The 15,168-nt window shown below is 40.5% G+C and carries 14 protein-coding genes; 4 read left to right on the forward strand and 10 right to left on the reverse strand.

What is annotated here, in order from left to right:
- Nucleotides 1-173: 173 nt before the first annotated feature.
- The 9 genes from AN944_RS20230 to hemA form a co-directional block, all read right to left on the reverse strand.
- Nucleotides 174-638: a DUF4262 domain-containing protein gene (locus AN944_RS20230; protein ID WP_055026460.1), complete on the reverse strand. Its 465-nt coding sequence runs from the start codon at nucleotides 636-638 to the stop codon at nucleotides 174-176.
- Between the two features lie 126 nt (nucleotides 639-764).
- A complete protein-coding gene (locus tag AN944_RS20235; RefSeq protein WP_055026461.1) occupies nucleotides 765-1,574 on the reverse strand; it encodes a hypothetical protein in 810 nt (269 codons plus the stop codon).
- Between the two features lie 850 nt (nucleotides 1,575-2,424).
- Nucleotides 2,425-3,273 (reverse strand): 3-deoxy-8-phosphooctulonate synthase, encoded by an 849-nt coding sequence (gene kdsA / locus AN944_RS20240; RefSeq protein WP_055026462.1) that lies wholly within the window; start codon nucleotides 3,271-3,273, stop codon nucleotides 2,425-2,427.
- Nucleotides 3,274-3,330: 57 nt separating this feature from the next.
- The gene (locus tag AN944_RS20245) at nucleotides 3,331-4,584 is read right to left on the reverse strand and encodes a DUF819 domain-containing protein (RefSeq protein WP_055026463.1); all 1,254 of its coding nucleotides are present in this window, start codon (nucleotides 4,582-4,584) and stop codon (nucleotides 3,331-3,333) included.
- A gap of 293 nt (nucleotides 4,585-4,877) precedes the next feature.
- The gene (locus AN944_RS20250; RefSeq protein WP_055026464.1) at nucleotides 4,878-5,666 is read right to left on the reverse strand and encodes a SirB1 family protein; all 789 of its coding nucleotides are present in this window, start codon (nucleotides 5,664-5,666) and stop codon (nucleotides 4,878-4,880) included.
- 9 nt (nucleotides 5,667-5,675) lie between these two features.
- On the reverse strand, nucleotides 5,676-6,071 hold the full coding sequence (locus AN944_RS20255) for a SirB2 family protein (RefSeq protein ID WP_055026465.1): 396 nt from the start codon (nucleotides 6,069-6,071) through the stop codon (nucleotides 5,676-5,678).
- 155 nt (nucleotides 6,072-6,226) lie between these two features.
- On the reverse strand, nucleotides 6,227-7,084 hold the full coding sequence (gene prmC, locus AN944_RS20260) for a peptide chain release factor N(5)-glutamine methyltransferase (RefSeq protein WP_055026466.1): 858 nt from the start codon (nucleotides 7,082-7,084) through the stop codon (nucleotides 6,227-6,229).
- A 35-nt stretch (nucleotides 7,085-7,119) separates the two neighbouring features.
- A complete protein-coding gene (gene prfA / locus AN944_RS20265; protein ID WP_055026467.1) occupies nucleotides 7,120-8,205 on the reverse strand; it encodes a peptide chain release factor 1 in 1,086 nt (361 codons plus the stop codon).
- A 15-nt stretch (nucleotides 8,206-8,220) separates the two neighbouring features.
- Entirely contained in the window at nucleotides 8,221-9,471 is a 1,251-nt protein-coding gene (hemA, locus tag AN944_RS20270; protein ID WP_055026468.1) for a glutamyl-tRNA reductase, read from the reverse strand.
- Nucleotides 9,472-9,789: 318 nt separating this feature from the next.
- Here hemA and lolB point away from each other — a divergent pair, with 318 nt between their 5' ends.
- The 4 genes from lolB (at nucleotide 9,790) to AN944_RS20290 (ending at nucleotide 13,541) form a co-directional block, all read left to right on the forward strand.
- Entirely contained in the window at nucleotides 9,790-10,419 is a 630-nt protein-coding gene (gene lolB / locus AN944_RS20275) for a lipoprotein insertase outer membrane protein LolB (protein ID WP_055026469.1), read from the forward strand.
- Nucleotides 10,420-10,441: 22 nt separating this feature from the next.
- Nucleotides 10,442-11,311, forward strand: a complete 870-nt coding sequence (gene ispE / locus AN944_RS20280; protein WP_055026470.1) for a 4-(cytidine 5'-diphospho)-2-C-methyl-D-erythritol kinase — start codon at nucleotides 10,442-10,444, stop codon at nucleotides 11,309-11,311.
- A 105-nt stretch (nucleotides 11,312-11,416) separates the two neighbouring features.
- The gene (locus AN944_RS20285; protein WP_055026471.1) at nucleotides 11,417-12,364 is read left to right on the forward strand and encodes a ribose-phosphate pyrophosphokinase; all 948 of its coding nucleotides are present in this window, start codon (nucleotides 11,417-11,419) and stop codon (nucleotides 12,362-12,364) included.
- 178 nt (nucleotides 12,365-12,542) lie between these two features.
- A complete protein-coding gene (locus AN944_RS20290) occupies nucleotides 12,543-13,541 on the forward strand; it encodes an FAD:protein FMN transferase (RefSeq protein WP_055026472.1) in 999 nt (332 codons plus the stop codon).
- A gap of 144 nt (nucleotides 13,542-13,685) precedes the next feature.
- Here AN944_RS20290 and AN944_RS20295 read toward each other — a convergent pair whose 3' ends face one another.
- Nucleotides 13,686-14,330 carry a hypothetical protein gene (locus tag AN944_RS20295; RefSeq protein WP_055026473.1) on the reverse strand — a complete coding sequence of 215 codons (645 nt, stop codon included), beginning with the start codon at nucleotides 14,328-14,330 and terminating at the stop codon, nucleotides 13,686-13,688.
- Nucleotides 14,331-15,168 lie beyond the last annotated feature (838 nt).

The raw sequence follows: 15,168 nt of genomic DNA on the forward strand, positions 1-15,168 counted from the left end.
GCTAATCAAACGCCGAATGTAGAGCTGCTGTCAGATCCACTGTTGTTGTCGGATTACTATTGCTTGACAAAGGGGAGTCCATGTAGCCCTGCTAATGGGCAAAATAAAGTTGGCTAAAATTAAGCGACGAAGGAGCAAAAGCCAACTGTATTTTGTCCTTGTTAAACAGCTTGTTATATTTTACTTAACACACCATTTTTATTAAGAATTGGTTGAGCCCAATTGTAATACTCTGATTTATCTTCGTCCCAAGGCCAAATACCATCTGTAGTAGGCCAAACTAATTGAAGCATCTTAAAATTATCTCCATTGTTTAACCATAGGCCCCAACCAAGGTATTCCTTGTAGTGAGATTTATCTACTTCAATAAAACAAACATCGAAACCGCCTAAGAAGTCTGAATAAAACTTACCAGATTCAAATGATTCACCTGCAAGCATCCTATCTTTGTAATTATTTACAATTGAGTGAGCCAATTCAGATTTTAAACCTACAACGATTAGATCTGCTTTGCCTTGTTTCTGATTAATGCCTATTGAATAAGTGAATGGCGGTTCTTCTTCGCCTTCCATGACATTAATGACATGACAGCCGAACTCTTCAATGTCATCGAGTGCTTTTTGATCCTTTTTATCCACCGAACTCTCCGTAAAATATAACGCCTCGTTAAGAGGCAAAAAATTGTTGGCTAAAATTAGCGACGAAGGAGCAAAAGCCAACTGTTTTTTGTCCTTTTGAACGATTTGTTATAAGCCGTCAACAACTTACAAATTAAGCATTTCTTTACGATAGATCACTATCGTAAGGATAAGAAATATAATAAAGCTTGTCGCATCTCTGTAACCACTTAATTTACTGACCTTTTGGTTATAACTTTGAGCACACTGTGTATATAAAGAATGGAGACTATCAAAACCCAGCATAAATTGGTTAATTTCCAACAATGCAGCTGTATTGTTTTTTCTTACTGATAAATATGGGTCATCCATTAACTCTCGAATAATATCAATTCGTTCAATAGCCCCATCAACATTAAATTCGCCATTTGCATCTTCTTCTGGTGCAATGTTGAATATACGTTTATGAATATTCAGTATTGCTTGTGGCCTTTCGTTAATTTTATTAATCAAAGGTGGGTATTCAACTATTAATTTATTGTAAACATCTTGGGTCCCATCGATAATTAAACACTGGTCTGAACCAGTATACTTTCTCGATATGTCTATATTTTCACTCATCTTATTGATAGACATCGCTAGGGTTTTAGAGCTTATAATCCTATACAGCTCCAACATCTGGTTATGATATTCACGTAAAACCACCATATAATCGTCGTCGACCTTTTTTTTGCCTGTCTCTATAGTAAGCTCTGTTATTAAATTCTTATCATGAATATACAAGTTCATCTCACGTAAACTTGACTCTGCCTCACTTTTTGGTTGATAAAACTCAATATCTTTGTCCATCATTGGCTTTGGGATTTCAAAAAACACCTTTTCAACCATTAAATGCATAATAGTCAGAGCTGCAATCCAACTAAGAAATCTAATTTTTAATTTTGTTTGTTTAGTCATAATATTTAGAAGTGTGTGTAATATTTCAACAAGGCTTATAACAGCTTATTATATAGCTGCTCGATAATCTTCCGGCTAAAATTCAGCTTAGTAGCAACCATGCTAAGCCAACCGACTGTTTAATATTGATAAATTGAAAATTTAAGATCCGTTTTTGAAATATCAAGCCCGCAAAAGTGAGCGCTTTGATCTAGAGGTCTCTACAACCTTTTACCAATAAATTTAGATTCAACAACTTATCAAATAACTAGCAGTTTATCGAGCGAAAATAATCCGACTTTTGCTCACTTTACTCAAGAATCATTCGTGTAAAATTATAACTGTATATCTATCTAGCACTTTAAGGTCAGATATAGTGCACAATATTTTAGAAATATAAGGAGATATTTGCGCTCTTTGCCACATGAGTTTCTCTTGCTAGCTCACCTTTTATTTCCAACCTTCATTTGGAATTCCTGTGTTAAATCCATATGACTAAAACTGATATTAACTAAGTACCATGACGTAGAGTTTTCATAATAGTAAACAAGGTTTGAAGCAAAAACGCGTAAGAACTACAAACGAAGTTTAAAGCTAGATGATTCTTCGTCGGAAATTTTGCTGTTTAAATTTCGCCTGAGCTGCAGGGCGAAGCTCTTAGCGAAAAGCAAGAGGGGTGAGCAGTTTCACCCTTCTTGCTCTGGTGTCGGCGGGGCGCCACCACCTTGATCTTATTTCAAACTAAAACACTAATAAATCATCAATTACTCAGAATAAAAGCCATTAACTTAAAGTAATAAAATTTAAATATTTAGCCACAAAAAAGCCCTGAACTTAGCAAAAAGTTCAGGGCTTTTTAAACATCTCTTATCTATTTACTGGTATCAATCGGCTCAAACGACTTAACCAAATCATCAACCGCTTTCATTTGGGTCAAGTAGTTTTCAAGCTGATGCAATGGTAATGCACATGGGCCATCACATTTGGCATTATCGGGATCTGGATGCGCTTCAATAAACAGACCCGCTAAACCTAACGCCATTCCACTACGAGCAAGCTCTGTTGCTTGAGCACGGCGTCCGCCAGCGCTATCTTCTCGTCCACCAGGACGCTGCAATGCATGAGTCGCATCAAAAATCACTGGGTAACCTGATTGCTTCATTTCATCCATGCCTAGCATATCCACAACTAAGTTGTTGTAACCAAAGCTTGAGCCACGCTCACATAAGATAATGTTGTCATTACCCGCTTCGTTAAACTTCTTAATAATATGACGCATTTCATGTGGCGCTAAAAACTGTGGCTTTTTCACATTAATGATTGAACCAGTGTTAGCCATTGCAACCACTAAGTCTGTTTGACGGGCTAAAAACGCTGGCAATTGAATAATATCAACCACATCTGCAACAGGCTGACACTGATGAATTTCATGCACATCTGTGATGATAGGTACGTTAAAGGTTGATTTAATTTCTTCGAAAATCTTTAACCCTTCTTCCATACCTGGACCACGGTATGAATTGACCGATGAACGGTTTGCTTTATCAAAAGAGGCTTTAAATACATACGGAATGCCTAGCTTTTGTGTTACTTCTACATAATGCTCAGCAATCGACATAGCAAGATCACGAGACTCAAGCACGTTCATGCCGCCAAATAATACAAACGGTTTGTCATTTGCGATTTCAAGTTCATTCAAACCAATGATTTTTTGTTCCATAGTCACTTCTCTTTTTCAACATTCAATGCGCTGGTTATCCAGCGCCATATAATAAGGCTAAACAGCAATAATTTGTAATAGCTGTCCGCATAACCATGCCATATACGTTCCTACAGCATAGCCCAATACCGCTAACAATACGCCCACAGGCGCTAAAGCTGGATGGAAGGCGGCGGCAACCACTGGCGCTGATGCTGCGCCGCCAACGTTTGCCTGACTTCCCACTGCCATATAAAACAATGGGGCTTTGATTAATTTGGCCACTAGTAACATAAAACTAGCATGCACAATCATCCATATAATTCCGATGGCGAAATACCACAAGTTTTGCTCGTCTGCGAGTTTTGATACATCCATGTGCAAACCAATGGTCGCCACCAAAATATATAAAAACGCCGACGCGACTTTAGATGCGCCAGCGGCTTCTAAATGCTTAACTGGGCTAAATGATAAAGCCAAACCAATTGATGTCACTAATACCACTAACCAGAAGAACTTCGAGGTTAAGCTGTAATCTCGAGTCCAAGGATAGTTGGTTTCAAAAAATGGCCCTAAAAAGTCTGCGGCAAAATGAGCTAACCCTGTTACCCCAAAGCCTATTGCCACTATCAGCATTAAATCACGTAATGACGGTATACGGGCATTTTCAGCATGATACTTTTCTACTTTTTCTTTTAATGCTTCAAGTGCTGTGGTGTCAGCCCCCGTTCTAGCATCAATCTGTTTAGCTCTTGAGGCCATGAGTAATAAAACAGCCATCCAAATATTAGCCACAATCACATCAACCGTGACCATCACCGAAAAGATATTACCACCCGCTTCATATATCTCTTTCATCGATGCTTGGTTTGCACCACCACCAATCCAGCTGCCCGCAAGCGTCGTCATACCGCGCCAAACCGCATCTGGACCGTTACCACCTAATACGTCAGGGTTTATCGCTGAAATGATTAATAGTGCAATGGGGCCACCGATAACAATGCCTACTGTGCCTGTTAAAAACATCACAATGGCTTTAGGGCCTAAACTGAGAATTGCTTTTAAATCGACACTTAAAATCAGTAACACTAAACAAGCAGGCAATAAATAACGGGATGCGACATAGTAAAGCTTTGAGGTATCACCATCGACAATGCCAAACGTATTTAATAATGAAGGCAAGAAGTAACACAGTAATAAGGCTGGAATGAATTTATAAAACTTTTGCCAGAATGGACTTGATGATGAGCTGGTATAAAAAACAAAGCCGAGAATAACGGCTAACAGGCCTAATGCTGTTGCGTCATTAGTAACCATAGGACTGGTTGTCATGAACAATCTCCCTTGCGAATGCATGTCATAGTGAAATATTTTTATTGTTATATACGTTTAATCGTACTTATTTTTATCAATCGTATTATTGTTATATCTGCTACATTAGCCTTTATCGCTAATGAGCTTGGTACTGTAATCGATAATCTTGTTTTGAGCAGCAGTTACATGGTGTTTGCTTGAACTACCTCACTCGATAACATTGATCACGTCCTAGTTAACAAGGTTCTCATTTGAAACAAAAAAATTCAGGCTCATAAAATGAGCCTGAATATCGATGTGCAGTCAGTCGGTTAATGGTAAGTTTGCGGCTGTTGACTGAGCTCTTTTAATTGCATTTTAACAATTTCAGTCACAGGATCGTGCGGGCTACTGTCTACAAAGTGCTGTAGATCTGACATTGCCACTTTAATACAACCGAGTTGCTGTGCAATGAAGGCTCTTTCACGATTCAAGTTCACATCATCTGGGTGCCATTGTAATAATAAATTACAGCACTCCATCGCTTGCTCAAATTGATGCGTCACAATACAGCCTGCTTTAAGCTCATGTATCATGCGAGAAATCAGACGCTTAAGTGTTGCCGTTTTAAGGTACTTAGGCTTCATCTGGGCAGCATTACCTAACTCACCACGCACTAATAAATGCAGTTGGTTACGAGTTAATGCCTCACCCGTTAGCGGGTCAAAGTACTTCATTTCGTCGTTGATACGAGAACGAACAACAGTTTGCCCCGGCAACAAAACAGCATCTAAGGTGATGTCCAACTGCTTAGCCAGTAACACTAAAACAGTTGCCAGAGTCGTACTATTACCTTGACGGCTCATAATACAACTGCCTAAATCTGCCGCTTCGACACTGAAATAATCTTCACGGGCACAAAAGCCAAGATCGTTATAAAACCAGCGTAATAAACCGTCAAAACGTTGCTGCGGATCTTCCACATGCAAACTCATCACTGAACCTGCAATTTCATACCAAGCCCAGAGTGCTTTTTTTTCTTGTGAGAAACCGAGATGTTGCGTTATTTCGAATGCAGTTTCGGGGATCTTAACTGCATCATTCATTTGATGTTTAGCCATGAAACTCTATTAACCCATTAATACAACTTGTTTAAAATGAGCCAGCCTGGCAGCCAATACGAGCCATCCAATAGCGCCTAAAAAGGCAAAGATTTTAAAGAATTTATTGCGGTTACCTTTTAATGCCATTACACCTAGACCAATGTAGGCAAGTACGGCAATTAACTTCTCTGTCATCCATTCATCTACAAATGGATACTGCTTGATCATGAAGCATAATGTCAGTCCTGACAATAATAAGAAGGTATCAATTACATGTGGTGCAACTTTGACAAACTTCTTGTCCATAACAGGCGATTGACGCATGTGCAGTACAAAGCGAGTAATAAAGAATACCACACTTAAAAAGATGAACGTTAAGTGCGTATGCTTAACAGCAGGATATAAACTGTAAAAGGTTTCCATTATTGTTTTTCTCTTTGCTCTACAGATAAAATGGCCGCTAGTTTACTTCATCAAGCAGCCTGATAGCAATGTTAGGAAAAACAGCCTATGACAGTACGCTAATCGTATTAGCGTACTAATAGCTTATATATTCGAAGCGCAGAGCTTACTGAGGTTTATTCCCCGCGCCACTGACCAAGGGTGCAACGGTCATTGCTACCAAAGTCACGTACTGTAGCAACGTTGACATAACCTAAATCAATCAGCTTTTGTCTAACCGTGAGTGCTTGTTCAAAACCATGTTCTAACAATAGATATCCACCGTTAGATAAGTGTTTCGTCGCGTGCTGGGCGATATGAAATAAATCAGCAAAGCCCTGTTCTGCCGCAGTTAGCGCACTCGATGGTTCAAAACGCACATCGCCTAAATCAAGATGCACATCGGTTTCATCAATATAAGGAGGATTAGACACAATCAAATTAAAGTCTTGATGCTCAACAGCACTAAACCAATCCGATTGTAATATCTCAACATGCGGTAAATTAAGGTTGTCACGATTGGCTTTTGCAAGCGCTACCGCATCCTCAATTTTATCGATTGCAGTCATGTGCCACTGTGGGCGCTCTGATGCTAACGATAAAGCAATTGCTCCAGTGCCTGTCCCTAAATCAAGCACTTTAGCATTGTCAGCTAAAGGTAAGTTTAATGCCGTTTCAACTAAGATCTCGGTATCCGGTCTTGGGATTAACGTTGTGGCATTAACAATAAACGGCAATGACCAAAACTCACGTTCACCAATGATATGCGCAACAGGAACCCCTTGTTGACGCTTTTCAATCATCGTTTGGTAAGCTTTAAATTGATCCGCAGTCAGCACTTTTTCTGGCCAAGTGTAAAGATAACTACGTTGTTTATTAAGACAATGCAGAAGCAAAGCTTCTGCATCGATATGAGCCGACTCTGACGAGTCGACTAATTGGCTATAGGCCCATTGCAAAGATTCCGCAATGGTAGAAAAAGAAGAATGTGACAACGTCACTCCTTATTCAATGGAATCAATCATTGGAATTAGTCGTCTGCTAACGCAGCAAGCAAATCAGCTTGTTCTTCTTGCATCAATGGCTCGATGATTGAATTCAAATCACCTTCCATAATTTCATTTAAACGATATAAGGTTAAATTAATGCGATGCTCACTCATACGCCCCTGTGGGAAGTTATAAGTACGAATACGTTCAGAACGATCACCACTGGCCACTAAGTTACGACGAGTAGATTCTTCTTCGCTGCGACGCTTTTCATCTTCAACCGCTTGTAAGCGAGCAGAAAGTACGCTCATCGCTTGTGCACGGTTTTTATGTTGCGAGCGCTGATCCTGACATTCAACCACAATCCCTGAAGGAACGTGAGTAATACGAATTGCAGAATCGGTTTTGTTAACGTGCTGACCACCCGCACCTGATGCACGGAACGTGTCCACTTTTAAATCAGCAGGGTTAATCGAAATTTGTTCAGCTTCTGGAATTTCTGGCAGTACCACAACAGTAACAGCAGAGGTATGAACACGGCCTTGTGATTCAGTTTCAGGTACACGTTGAACACGGTGTCCGCCTGATTCAAATTTAAGCTTACCGTAAACGCCTTCACCAGTAACTTGTACGATTAATTCTTTAAATCCACCATGTTCGCCTTCGTTAGCGTTCATGATTTCCATTTGCCATTTATTAGATTCGCAGTAACGAGAGTACATACGGAATAAATCGCCAGCAAAAATCGCGGCCTCATCGCCACCGGCACCTGCACGGATTTCAATAAAGGCGTTACGATCATCGTTAGGATCTTTAGGCAGCAGTAAAATTTGCAATTCATCTTCAAGACGTGCAATTTCTGATTTTGCTTCTTTGATTTCTTCTTGCGCCATTTCGCGCATTTCTGCATCGTCCTCAGCTAACATTTCATTAGCTGACTCAAGATTCTCTTGCGCCTCTTGGAATGCAGTGAAGCTTTTAACGATATCTTCTAATTGAGAAAATTCTTTTGATAAAGCACGAAAGCGGTCTTGATCCGCAATAACTTCTGCATCACTGAGTAATGCCAACACTTCTTCATTACGTTCAAGCAAGCCTTCCAGCTTGCGAATAACCGACTCTTTCATTTTAGCTTTGTTACCTTAATTTTTATCTAAACCAAGCGTGACGCGTAATTGGCCTAAGGTATTCAAGTCTCCTTGACGACTAGCAGAAGTTAACGCTTGTGTTGGTGCATGGATTAAGCGATTGGTTAGCCGGTTTGCCAGCTCTAAAATCACCTGTTCATTGTCACCACCTTGAGTCAATTTGTTCAAGGCGCGCTCTACTAATTCATCTTTTATTGCCAAACTCTGGCTTCGGTATTCTCGAATACTATCTACAGACTCTAATGAACGTACCCACTCCATAAATACATGGGCTTGCTCATCAGCAATTATCTCTGCTTGCTCGGCGGCTTCTTTACGTGAAGCCATGTTCTGTTCAATGATACTGTGTAAATCGTCCACAGTATAAAGGAAAGCATCGTCTAATTCGCCAACTTCTGCTTCTATATCTCTAGGAACTGCAATATCAACTAGCAGCATTGGCTGATGTCGACGTTGTTTTAGCGCCTTTTCTACCATGCCTTTACCTAATATAGGTAACGGGCTGGCGGTAGAGGATATCACGATATCGGCTTTAGGTAGATAGTCTGGAATTTCTTGTAGTGTAATTGCTGTTGCATTGAACTCTTCACACATGGCCTGTGCACGTTCAACTGTCCGGTTTGCTACAACAATACCGGCAACTTCATTATCTTTTAAATGTTTTGCGACAAGCTCAATGGTTTCACCGGCACCAATTAACAGGACATTGGTGGTACTAAGCGAAGAGAAAATGTGTTTTGCCATACTAACAGCGGCAAAGGCCACTGATACAGCTGCAGCGCCGATTTCAGTTTCGGTGCGGACTTTTTTCGCCACTGAGAAGGTGTTTTGAAACAAACGGTCAATCGTTACCGCAGTGGTACCTGCCTCTTTTGCTTTCACAAAAGCTTGTTTCACTTGACCTAAAATTTGCGGTTCACCCAAGACTAATGAATCAAGACCAGAAGATACACGCATCAAATGTTTAACACATTCATGGTTTTCATAACTATATACACACGGCATGAGCTCTTCGTGCGTGAGGTTATGATAATCTTCAAGCCACTCAATAATGTCTTCTTTCGAGCCATTATTACAATAAAGCTCGGTGCGATTACATGTCGACACAATCACGGCTTCGCCTGAGCTTGTGCGACTCGCCAGACTCTTCATGGCATCATGAATTTTATCTGGTGAAAATGCGACTTTCTCACGAAGGTCTACCGTGGCGGTTTTATGATTTATTCCGATTGCTACTAGGCTCATGTGACTCGTTTTAAGTTCTTCGCGGGATCATTAATTAGGCTATTCTACTGAATTGCAAAAATGAAAAACACAATTGGCTTAACAAAACCGAATAATTGTCTATATTTTTTCTATTTATTCTATCTTGTTAACAAAACCATAGGAAATTAGACCAATTTCATTAATGTTTATGATGCAGGTAAATCCCTAACATGCATAGTAATCTTTCGATATTTACTTCTATTGGCTAATAAAAATGCAAAAAGCGCAAAGCAGTTTTTACAATGCAGACTATGGTCAGTATTATAAAGCAACACTCTATTTAGGGCGCATAGTCACTTGCAATATTTAACATTTACTCCCCAGCGCATACTATTACTGTGCTGTTTATTCCTCAGTGCCTGTTCGGTAAAGCCGCCTCATACGCTGTCAAATATTGATGTTACCCAAGCCAATGAAGCCAAGGCATGGGAAATACAAGGTAAACTGGCCTTTCGTTCATCAACCGATAAATTCAGTACAAACCTTTTTTGGTTTCATGACAATCTTTTATCTCAACCGCACGATGAGCTGTCTTTAACGACGATGATTGGCACGACTGCCTTGTCATTAACCTCTAAACAAGGACTTGCCACCATTACTGTTCAAGGTAAAACCTATACAGATACAGATCCACAGCGCCTAATTGGCCAAGTCAGTGGTATGCAAATTCCATTGAATAAACTGCCGCTTTGGATAACAGGTCAAGTCACAAACGATGACATCGTCGACAGTTATAATGATGACGGTAGTATTAGCGCTTTTACCAGTCCAGAGTTGGGTGAAAGTTGGCAAGTAGAATATATAAGCTACCAACAACAAAGCGGTGCAATGGTACCAAAGTTGTTGCAAATAACTCGTGCAGATGTGCGTATTAAGATTCAAATTAATCAATGGCAAGCGCTTGCGCCTATTGATATCCCTTTATAACAGAAAAATAAAGAAGCGCTTTATGACAACCAATAGCCAAAACTCAGCCATCTCCACCCATTGGCCAGCTCCGGCAAAACTGAATTTATTTTTGCATATCACCGGGCAACGTGCCGATGGATATCACGAACTCCAAACTTTATTTCAATTTATCGATCGCTGTGACTATCTGGACTTTTTACCAACAGAAAATAGCAGCATCAAGATACACTCTGAATTATCAAAAGTTGTCGCTGAAAAAGATAACTTAATTCTAAAGGCCGCAAAATCATTACAAGAATATGCCAATTATGATGGCGGCGCTGAAATTTGGTTGCAGAAAAACTTACCAATGGGAGGCGGTTTAGGCGGCGGCTCTTCTGATGCTGCGACCACGTTAATCGCGTTAAATAAGCTCTGGAAACTCGATTTACCACTGGAAAAGCTAGCTGAAATTGGCTTAAAACTTGGAGCGGATGTCCCTGTTTTTATTAATGGTTTTTCAGCTTTCGCAGAAGGTGTTGGCGAGCAACTATTACCAGTTGAACCCACTGAATACTATTATTTAGTTATCGTCCCTGATGTGCATGTATCGACGCAAGCTATCTTTCAAGATCCGCACTTACCACGTAACACCCCTAAATTAGAGCTAACTACTTTAATGCAGAAAAGTTGGACAAATGATTGTCAGAAGTTGGTCGCAGAAAAGCACCCTCAAGTTGCCAATGCATTAAGCTGGCTGGTAGAATATGCGCCGTCAAGAATGACCGGAACTGGCGCATGCGTCTTCGGAGAGTTCAAACAGCAACAAACAGCACTAGATGCATTGGCACAACTGCCTGATTCTATGCAAGGTTTTGTTGCAAAAGGCTTAAATCAATCACCTTTAGTGAGCCGTTTAAGCCAAAGCTAAAATTTATCTTCTAAAGATGATATTGACTAAACTTAACCGACGATTTCGGTCAATTTAGTTCATCTTTAGCCACTAACATTAAAGCCAACACCTGAGGTTCATAAAGTGCCCGATATCAAGCTCTTTGCTGGTAACGCTACCCCTAAACTAGCCAAAAAAATAGCCGACCGTTTATTTTGCAAACTTGGCGATGCAGTAGTAGGCCGTTTCAGCGACGGTGAAATCAGTGTTCAAATCAATGAAAACGTACGTGGTGCTGATGTATTTATCATTCAGTCTACTTGTGCACCGACTAACGACAACCTAATGGAACTTATCGTTATGGTTGACGCACTACGTCGCGCATCTGCAGGTCGTATTACTGCCGTTATTCCATACTTTGGTTATGCTCGCCAAGATCGTCGCGTACGTAGCGCACGTGTACCAATTACCGCGAAAGTTGTTGCAGACTTCTTATCAAGTGTTGGTGTTGACCGCGTATTAACTTGTGATTTACACGCAGAGCAAATTCAAGGTTTCTTTGATGTGCCTGTTGATAACGTATTTGGTAGCCCTGTGTTACTAGAAGATATGTTAGGTAAAGAACTTGATAACCCTGTGGTTGTTTCACCTGACATTGGTGGTGTTGTTCGTGCTCGTGCAGTTGCTAAACTGCTTGATGACTCTGACTTAGCCATTATTGATAAGCGTCGCCCACAAGCGAACGTTGCACAAGTCATGCACATCATTGGTGACGTACAAGGCCGTGACTGTATCATCGTTGATGACATGATCGATACTGGCGGTACTTTATGTAAAGCTGCTGAAGCATTAAAAGAACATGGCGCAAACCGTGTATTTGCTTACGCAACTCACCCAGTATTTTCAGGTAACGCAGCAAGCAACATTGCTAACTCAGTTATCGATGAAGTGATTGTGACTGATACTGTGCCATTAAGCCCAGAAATGTTAAAAGTGGAAAAAGTAACCCAACTGACTATGTCAGCGGTACTGGCTGAAGCAATTCGCCGTGTAAGCAACGAAGAGTCTATCTCTGCGATGTTCCGCCACTAATATTCTGACACGCTACATAGCGAAACAGAATAGATTAAACGCACTCAATTGAGTGCGTTTTTTTATTGCTTTACACTTTGCAGCTGCACCATTTTTCATCTCAGCTAGCCAAATCTTGTATAACTCAGTAACCTACTTGCACTCACAGTGACTAATAAAAATAAATGAGCTGCACGTCATGTTTAAACCTAACTATCTTATTCTTGTTCTTTGTTTTTTTGCAGCCAGCTTATCAGGCCATGCTACTGCGCAATGGCATCAAAAAAGTTTTCAAGTCATGGGAACTCAAGCGCATGTCGAGTTTTGGTTTGAACAAAATGAACACTCGAGCATCTCAGACTCGCCAGCCCAGCTTATTGAAAAGGTCGAACAAGAGATGCACCGCATCGACAGGTTAATGAGTCCTTACAAGCCAAATAGTCAACTGAGTCACATTAATCAGCAAGCTGGAATAGCCCCAGTTACGGTAGACCAAGAACTGTTTAATTTACTGCTTGAATCACGCCAAATCGCCGAGTTAACCCAAGGCACATTTGATATCACCTACGCTTCTATCGGTTACCAATATGATTATCGTCAAGGTCAAAAACCAGCTAAGTCCGACATCAACCAAGCGCTTGATGCCATTGATTACCGAGCAGTCATGTTAGATAAGCAACAATCAAGTGTTCGGTTTAAAAATCAAGATGTACGTATTGATTTAGGTGGCATTGCCAAAGGTCATGCAGTAAAGCAGTGCCTAGCCATACTTAAAGCAGCAGGTATAAAACATGGACTCGTTAGCGCAGGCGGTGACACAGGTTTGTTAGGCGACAGACGCGGCCGCCCTTGGTTTGTGGGGATTAAACACCCACGCGCCGCTGAAAAAACAGCAGTGCAATTACCGCTAAGCGATGAGTCCATCTCAACATCAGGGGATTATGAGCGTTACTTTATTGAAGATGGCGTACGCTACCATCACATCATTAACCCCAAAACCGGTGACTCAGCCAGAAAAGTGGTTAGCGTATCGATAATTGGTAAAGACTCAACTTACGTAGATGCCCTATCTACCGCAGTGTTTGTTAAAGGCTTACAAGAAGGCATGGCGCTGATTAACCAGCTGCCAGAATACGAAGCGATTATTATTGATAATCGGCAGACCTTGCATGTATCAAGAGGGTTACAGGAGAATTAGATTAAAGGGTAAGTTGGGTGAGTCTGAACTGTCTATCCCACACATTTTTAAAATTTGAAAGATGCATTTATGACGCAAATAAAAGCAATTATTAATTGATTTGGATTTGGCTGCTCCCGCAGCCAAATAAATCAAGCTCAACTATTATTCAGTTGGAGGCTCATTAGTGTCAGTAGTACCTTTGACTTCGCTAACGGTTATCAATGCACCAAGAAAGATAATTGCCAGAATATCTATAGCGATAAATTGTGATTGCATAGGGGCTGTATATTGATAAAGAGCAAAGCCTGGACTCAATGATGCATCAACACCAAGGGAAATTTGAGGTGCTAAATTGATTGAAACATATGCTCCACCAATACCTGAGTATTTAGCAGAAATGGTTCCAATAGCAATATTAGGAATTTGTAGAGCTTGATTGAAAATGGAAAGCCAATAGTACTTATACTTTTCTTTGATTGCCGTTATACCCGCCACAATATTTAGCGCAACTAAAACTAACGTAACCAGAGTGCTTAACAGGGAAGCTGTTCCATCAAATACTGACAAAAAATAGATTGCAGTAATTGCAACTGCTGCTATCACTTGAAAGTAGCCAATAATTTGCACTCTTTTTTCAGCTATATTTAGCTCTTTCTCTTTTTCTTTAACTTGATGAGTTGTAACTTCTTCCTTTCTGTTAGCCAACTCCTTCAATAAAGACTCATAATTTTCACTTTTAGGGTCGATGTTACCTTTTACCTCTATTAACTCATCAATTGAATATTGAGAATAGTCGATTAACTTCATACACATCCTTGTATTACTAAATTTTATAGTGCTCGTGCACCTTCAATAAACCAAATATTTAAGCCTGACTAATGCAAAGCTATTGATTAATATGAACTCTATCAGAATTGAGTTGGATAAACGAGCATCTATAATTGGAATCATTCGATTCCGATGACGCGCTATTTGATTGCTTTATTTCCAGGCGTCGTTTGGATTAAGATCAACGTCGTGGCGCTTCGCCCACACCAGACTAAAAGGGAGTGAACTGCGACTCCCTCTTACTTTTCACTAAGAGCCATGCCCCGCAGCTCCGGCGAAATTTAAAAAGCAAAATTTCCAACGAAGAATCATTCAGCTTTAGCCTATATTTTGAGTCTGCTTCACTAAGCTACAAAAATCACTAACGCTTCCGATGGGGCGTCCCTTCCCCTCGAAAGCTAGTCAGAATCTTAAGTACAGGATATACTGAATGCTTTGAAGCACATGGATGTGCGAGAAAGGCCATGTCTGGACTCACGCGATTTTTTTGCTTACCTCAATTCAAATAGAACATTCATAGAAGAGCAAAATAACTTTTAAGCACCACTGTTTCTAGTTCGCCAAGAAACAACAAATGAACCTGCGGGCTCAATATCCCCCATTGAAATTGCTGAAATGCTTTGAAGAAAATAGCGTAAGACTGACAGGACGTCAGGCTAGCTTTAGTTGGCCATGGATGGCCTATCTAAAGCGTTAGCTATTTTCGAATAAGAATGAAGCTTGCTCGGTTTTCAGAGCAATTTCGTAGGGGCGGCAAGGGATATCGAAAAGGGAAATGCTGTTGTTTCCCTTTCGTCGGGTGTGGGCGAAGCGCCAC

Source organism: Shewanella sp. P1-14-1 (genome assembly GCF_001401775.1).
Taxonomy (GTDB): domain Bacteria; phylum Pseudomonadota; class Gammaproteobacteria; order Enterobacterales; family Shewanellaceae; genus Shewanella; species Shewanella japonica.

Coding starts and splice junctions, on each gene's coding strand:
- AN944_RS20235 (WP_055026461.1), bottom strand. CDS start 1,574: ATGACTAAACAAACAAAATTAAAAATTAGATTTCTTAGTTGGATTGCA.
- kdsA (WP_055026462.1), bottom strand. CDS start 3,273: ATGGAACAAAAAATCATTGGTTTGAATGAACTTGAAATCGCAAATGAC.
- AN944_RS20245 (WP_055026463.1), bottom strand. CDS start 4,584: ATGACAACCAGTCCTATGGTTACTAATGACGCAACAGCATTAGGCCTG.
- AN944_RS20250 (WP_055026464.1), bottom strand. CDS start 5,666: ATGGCTAAACATCAAATGAATGATGCAGTTAAGATCCCCGAAACTGCA.
- AN944_RS20255 (WP_055026465.1), bottom strand. CDS start 6,071: ATGGAAACCTTTTACAGTTTATATCCTGCTGTTAAGCATACGCACTTA.
- prfA (WP_055026467.1), bottom strand. CDS start 8,205: ATGAAAGAGTCGGTTATTCGCAAGCTGGAAGGCTTGCTTGAACGTAAT.
- hemA (WP_055026468.1), bottom strand. CDS start 9,471: ATGAGCCTAGTAGCAATCGGAATAAATCATAAAACCGCCACGGTAGAC.
- ispE (WP_055026470.1), top strand. CDS start 10,442: ATGACAACCAATAGCCAAAACTCAGCCATCTCCACCCATTGGCCAGCT.
- AN944_RS20290 (WP_055026472.1), top strand. CDS start 12,543: ATGTTTAAACCTAACTATCTTATTCTTGTTCTTTGTTTTTTTGCAGCC.
- AN944_RS20295 (WP_055026473.1), bottom strand. CDS start 14,330: ATGAAGTTAATCGACTATTCTCAATATTCAATTGATGAGTTAATAGAG.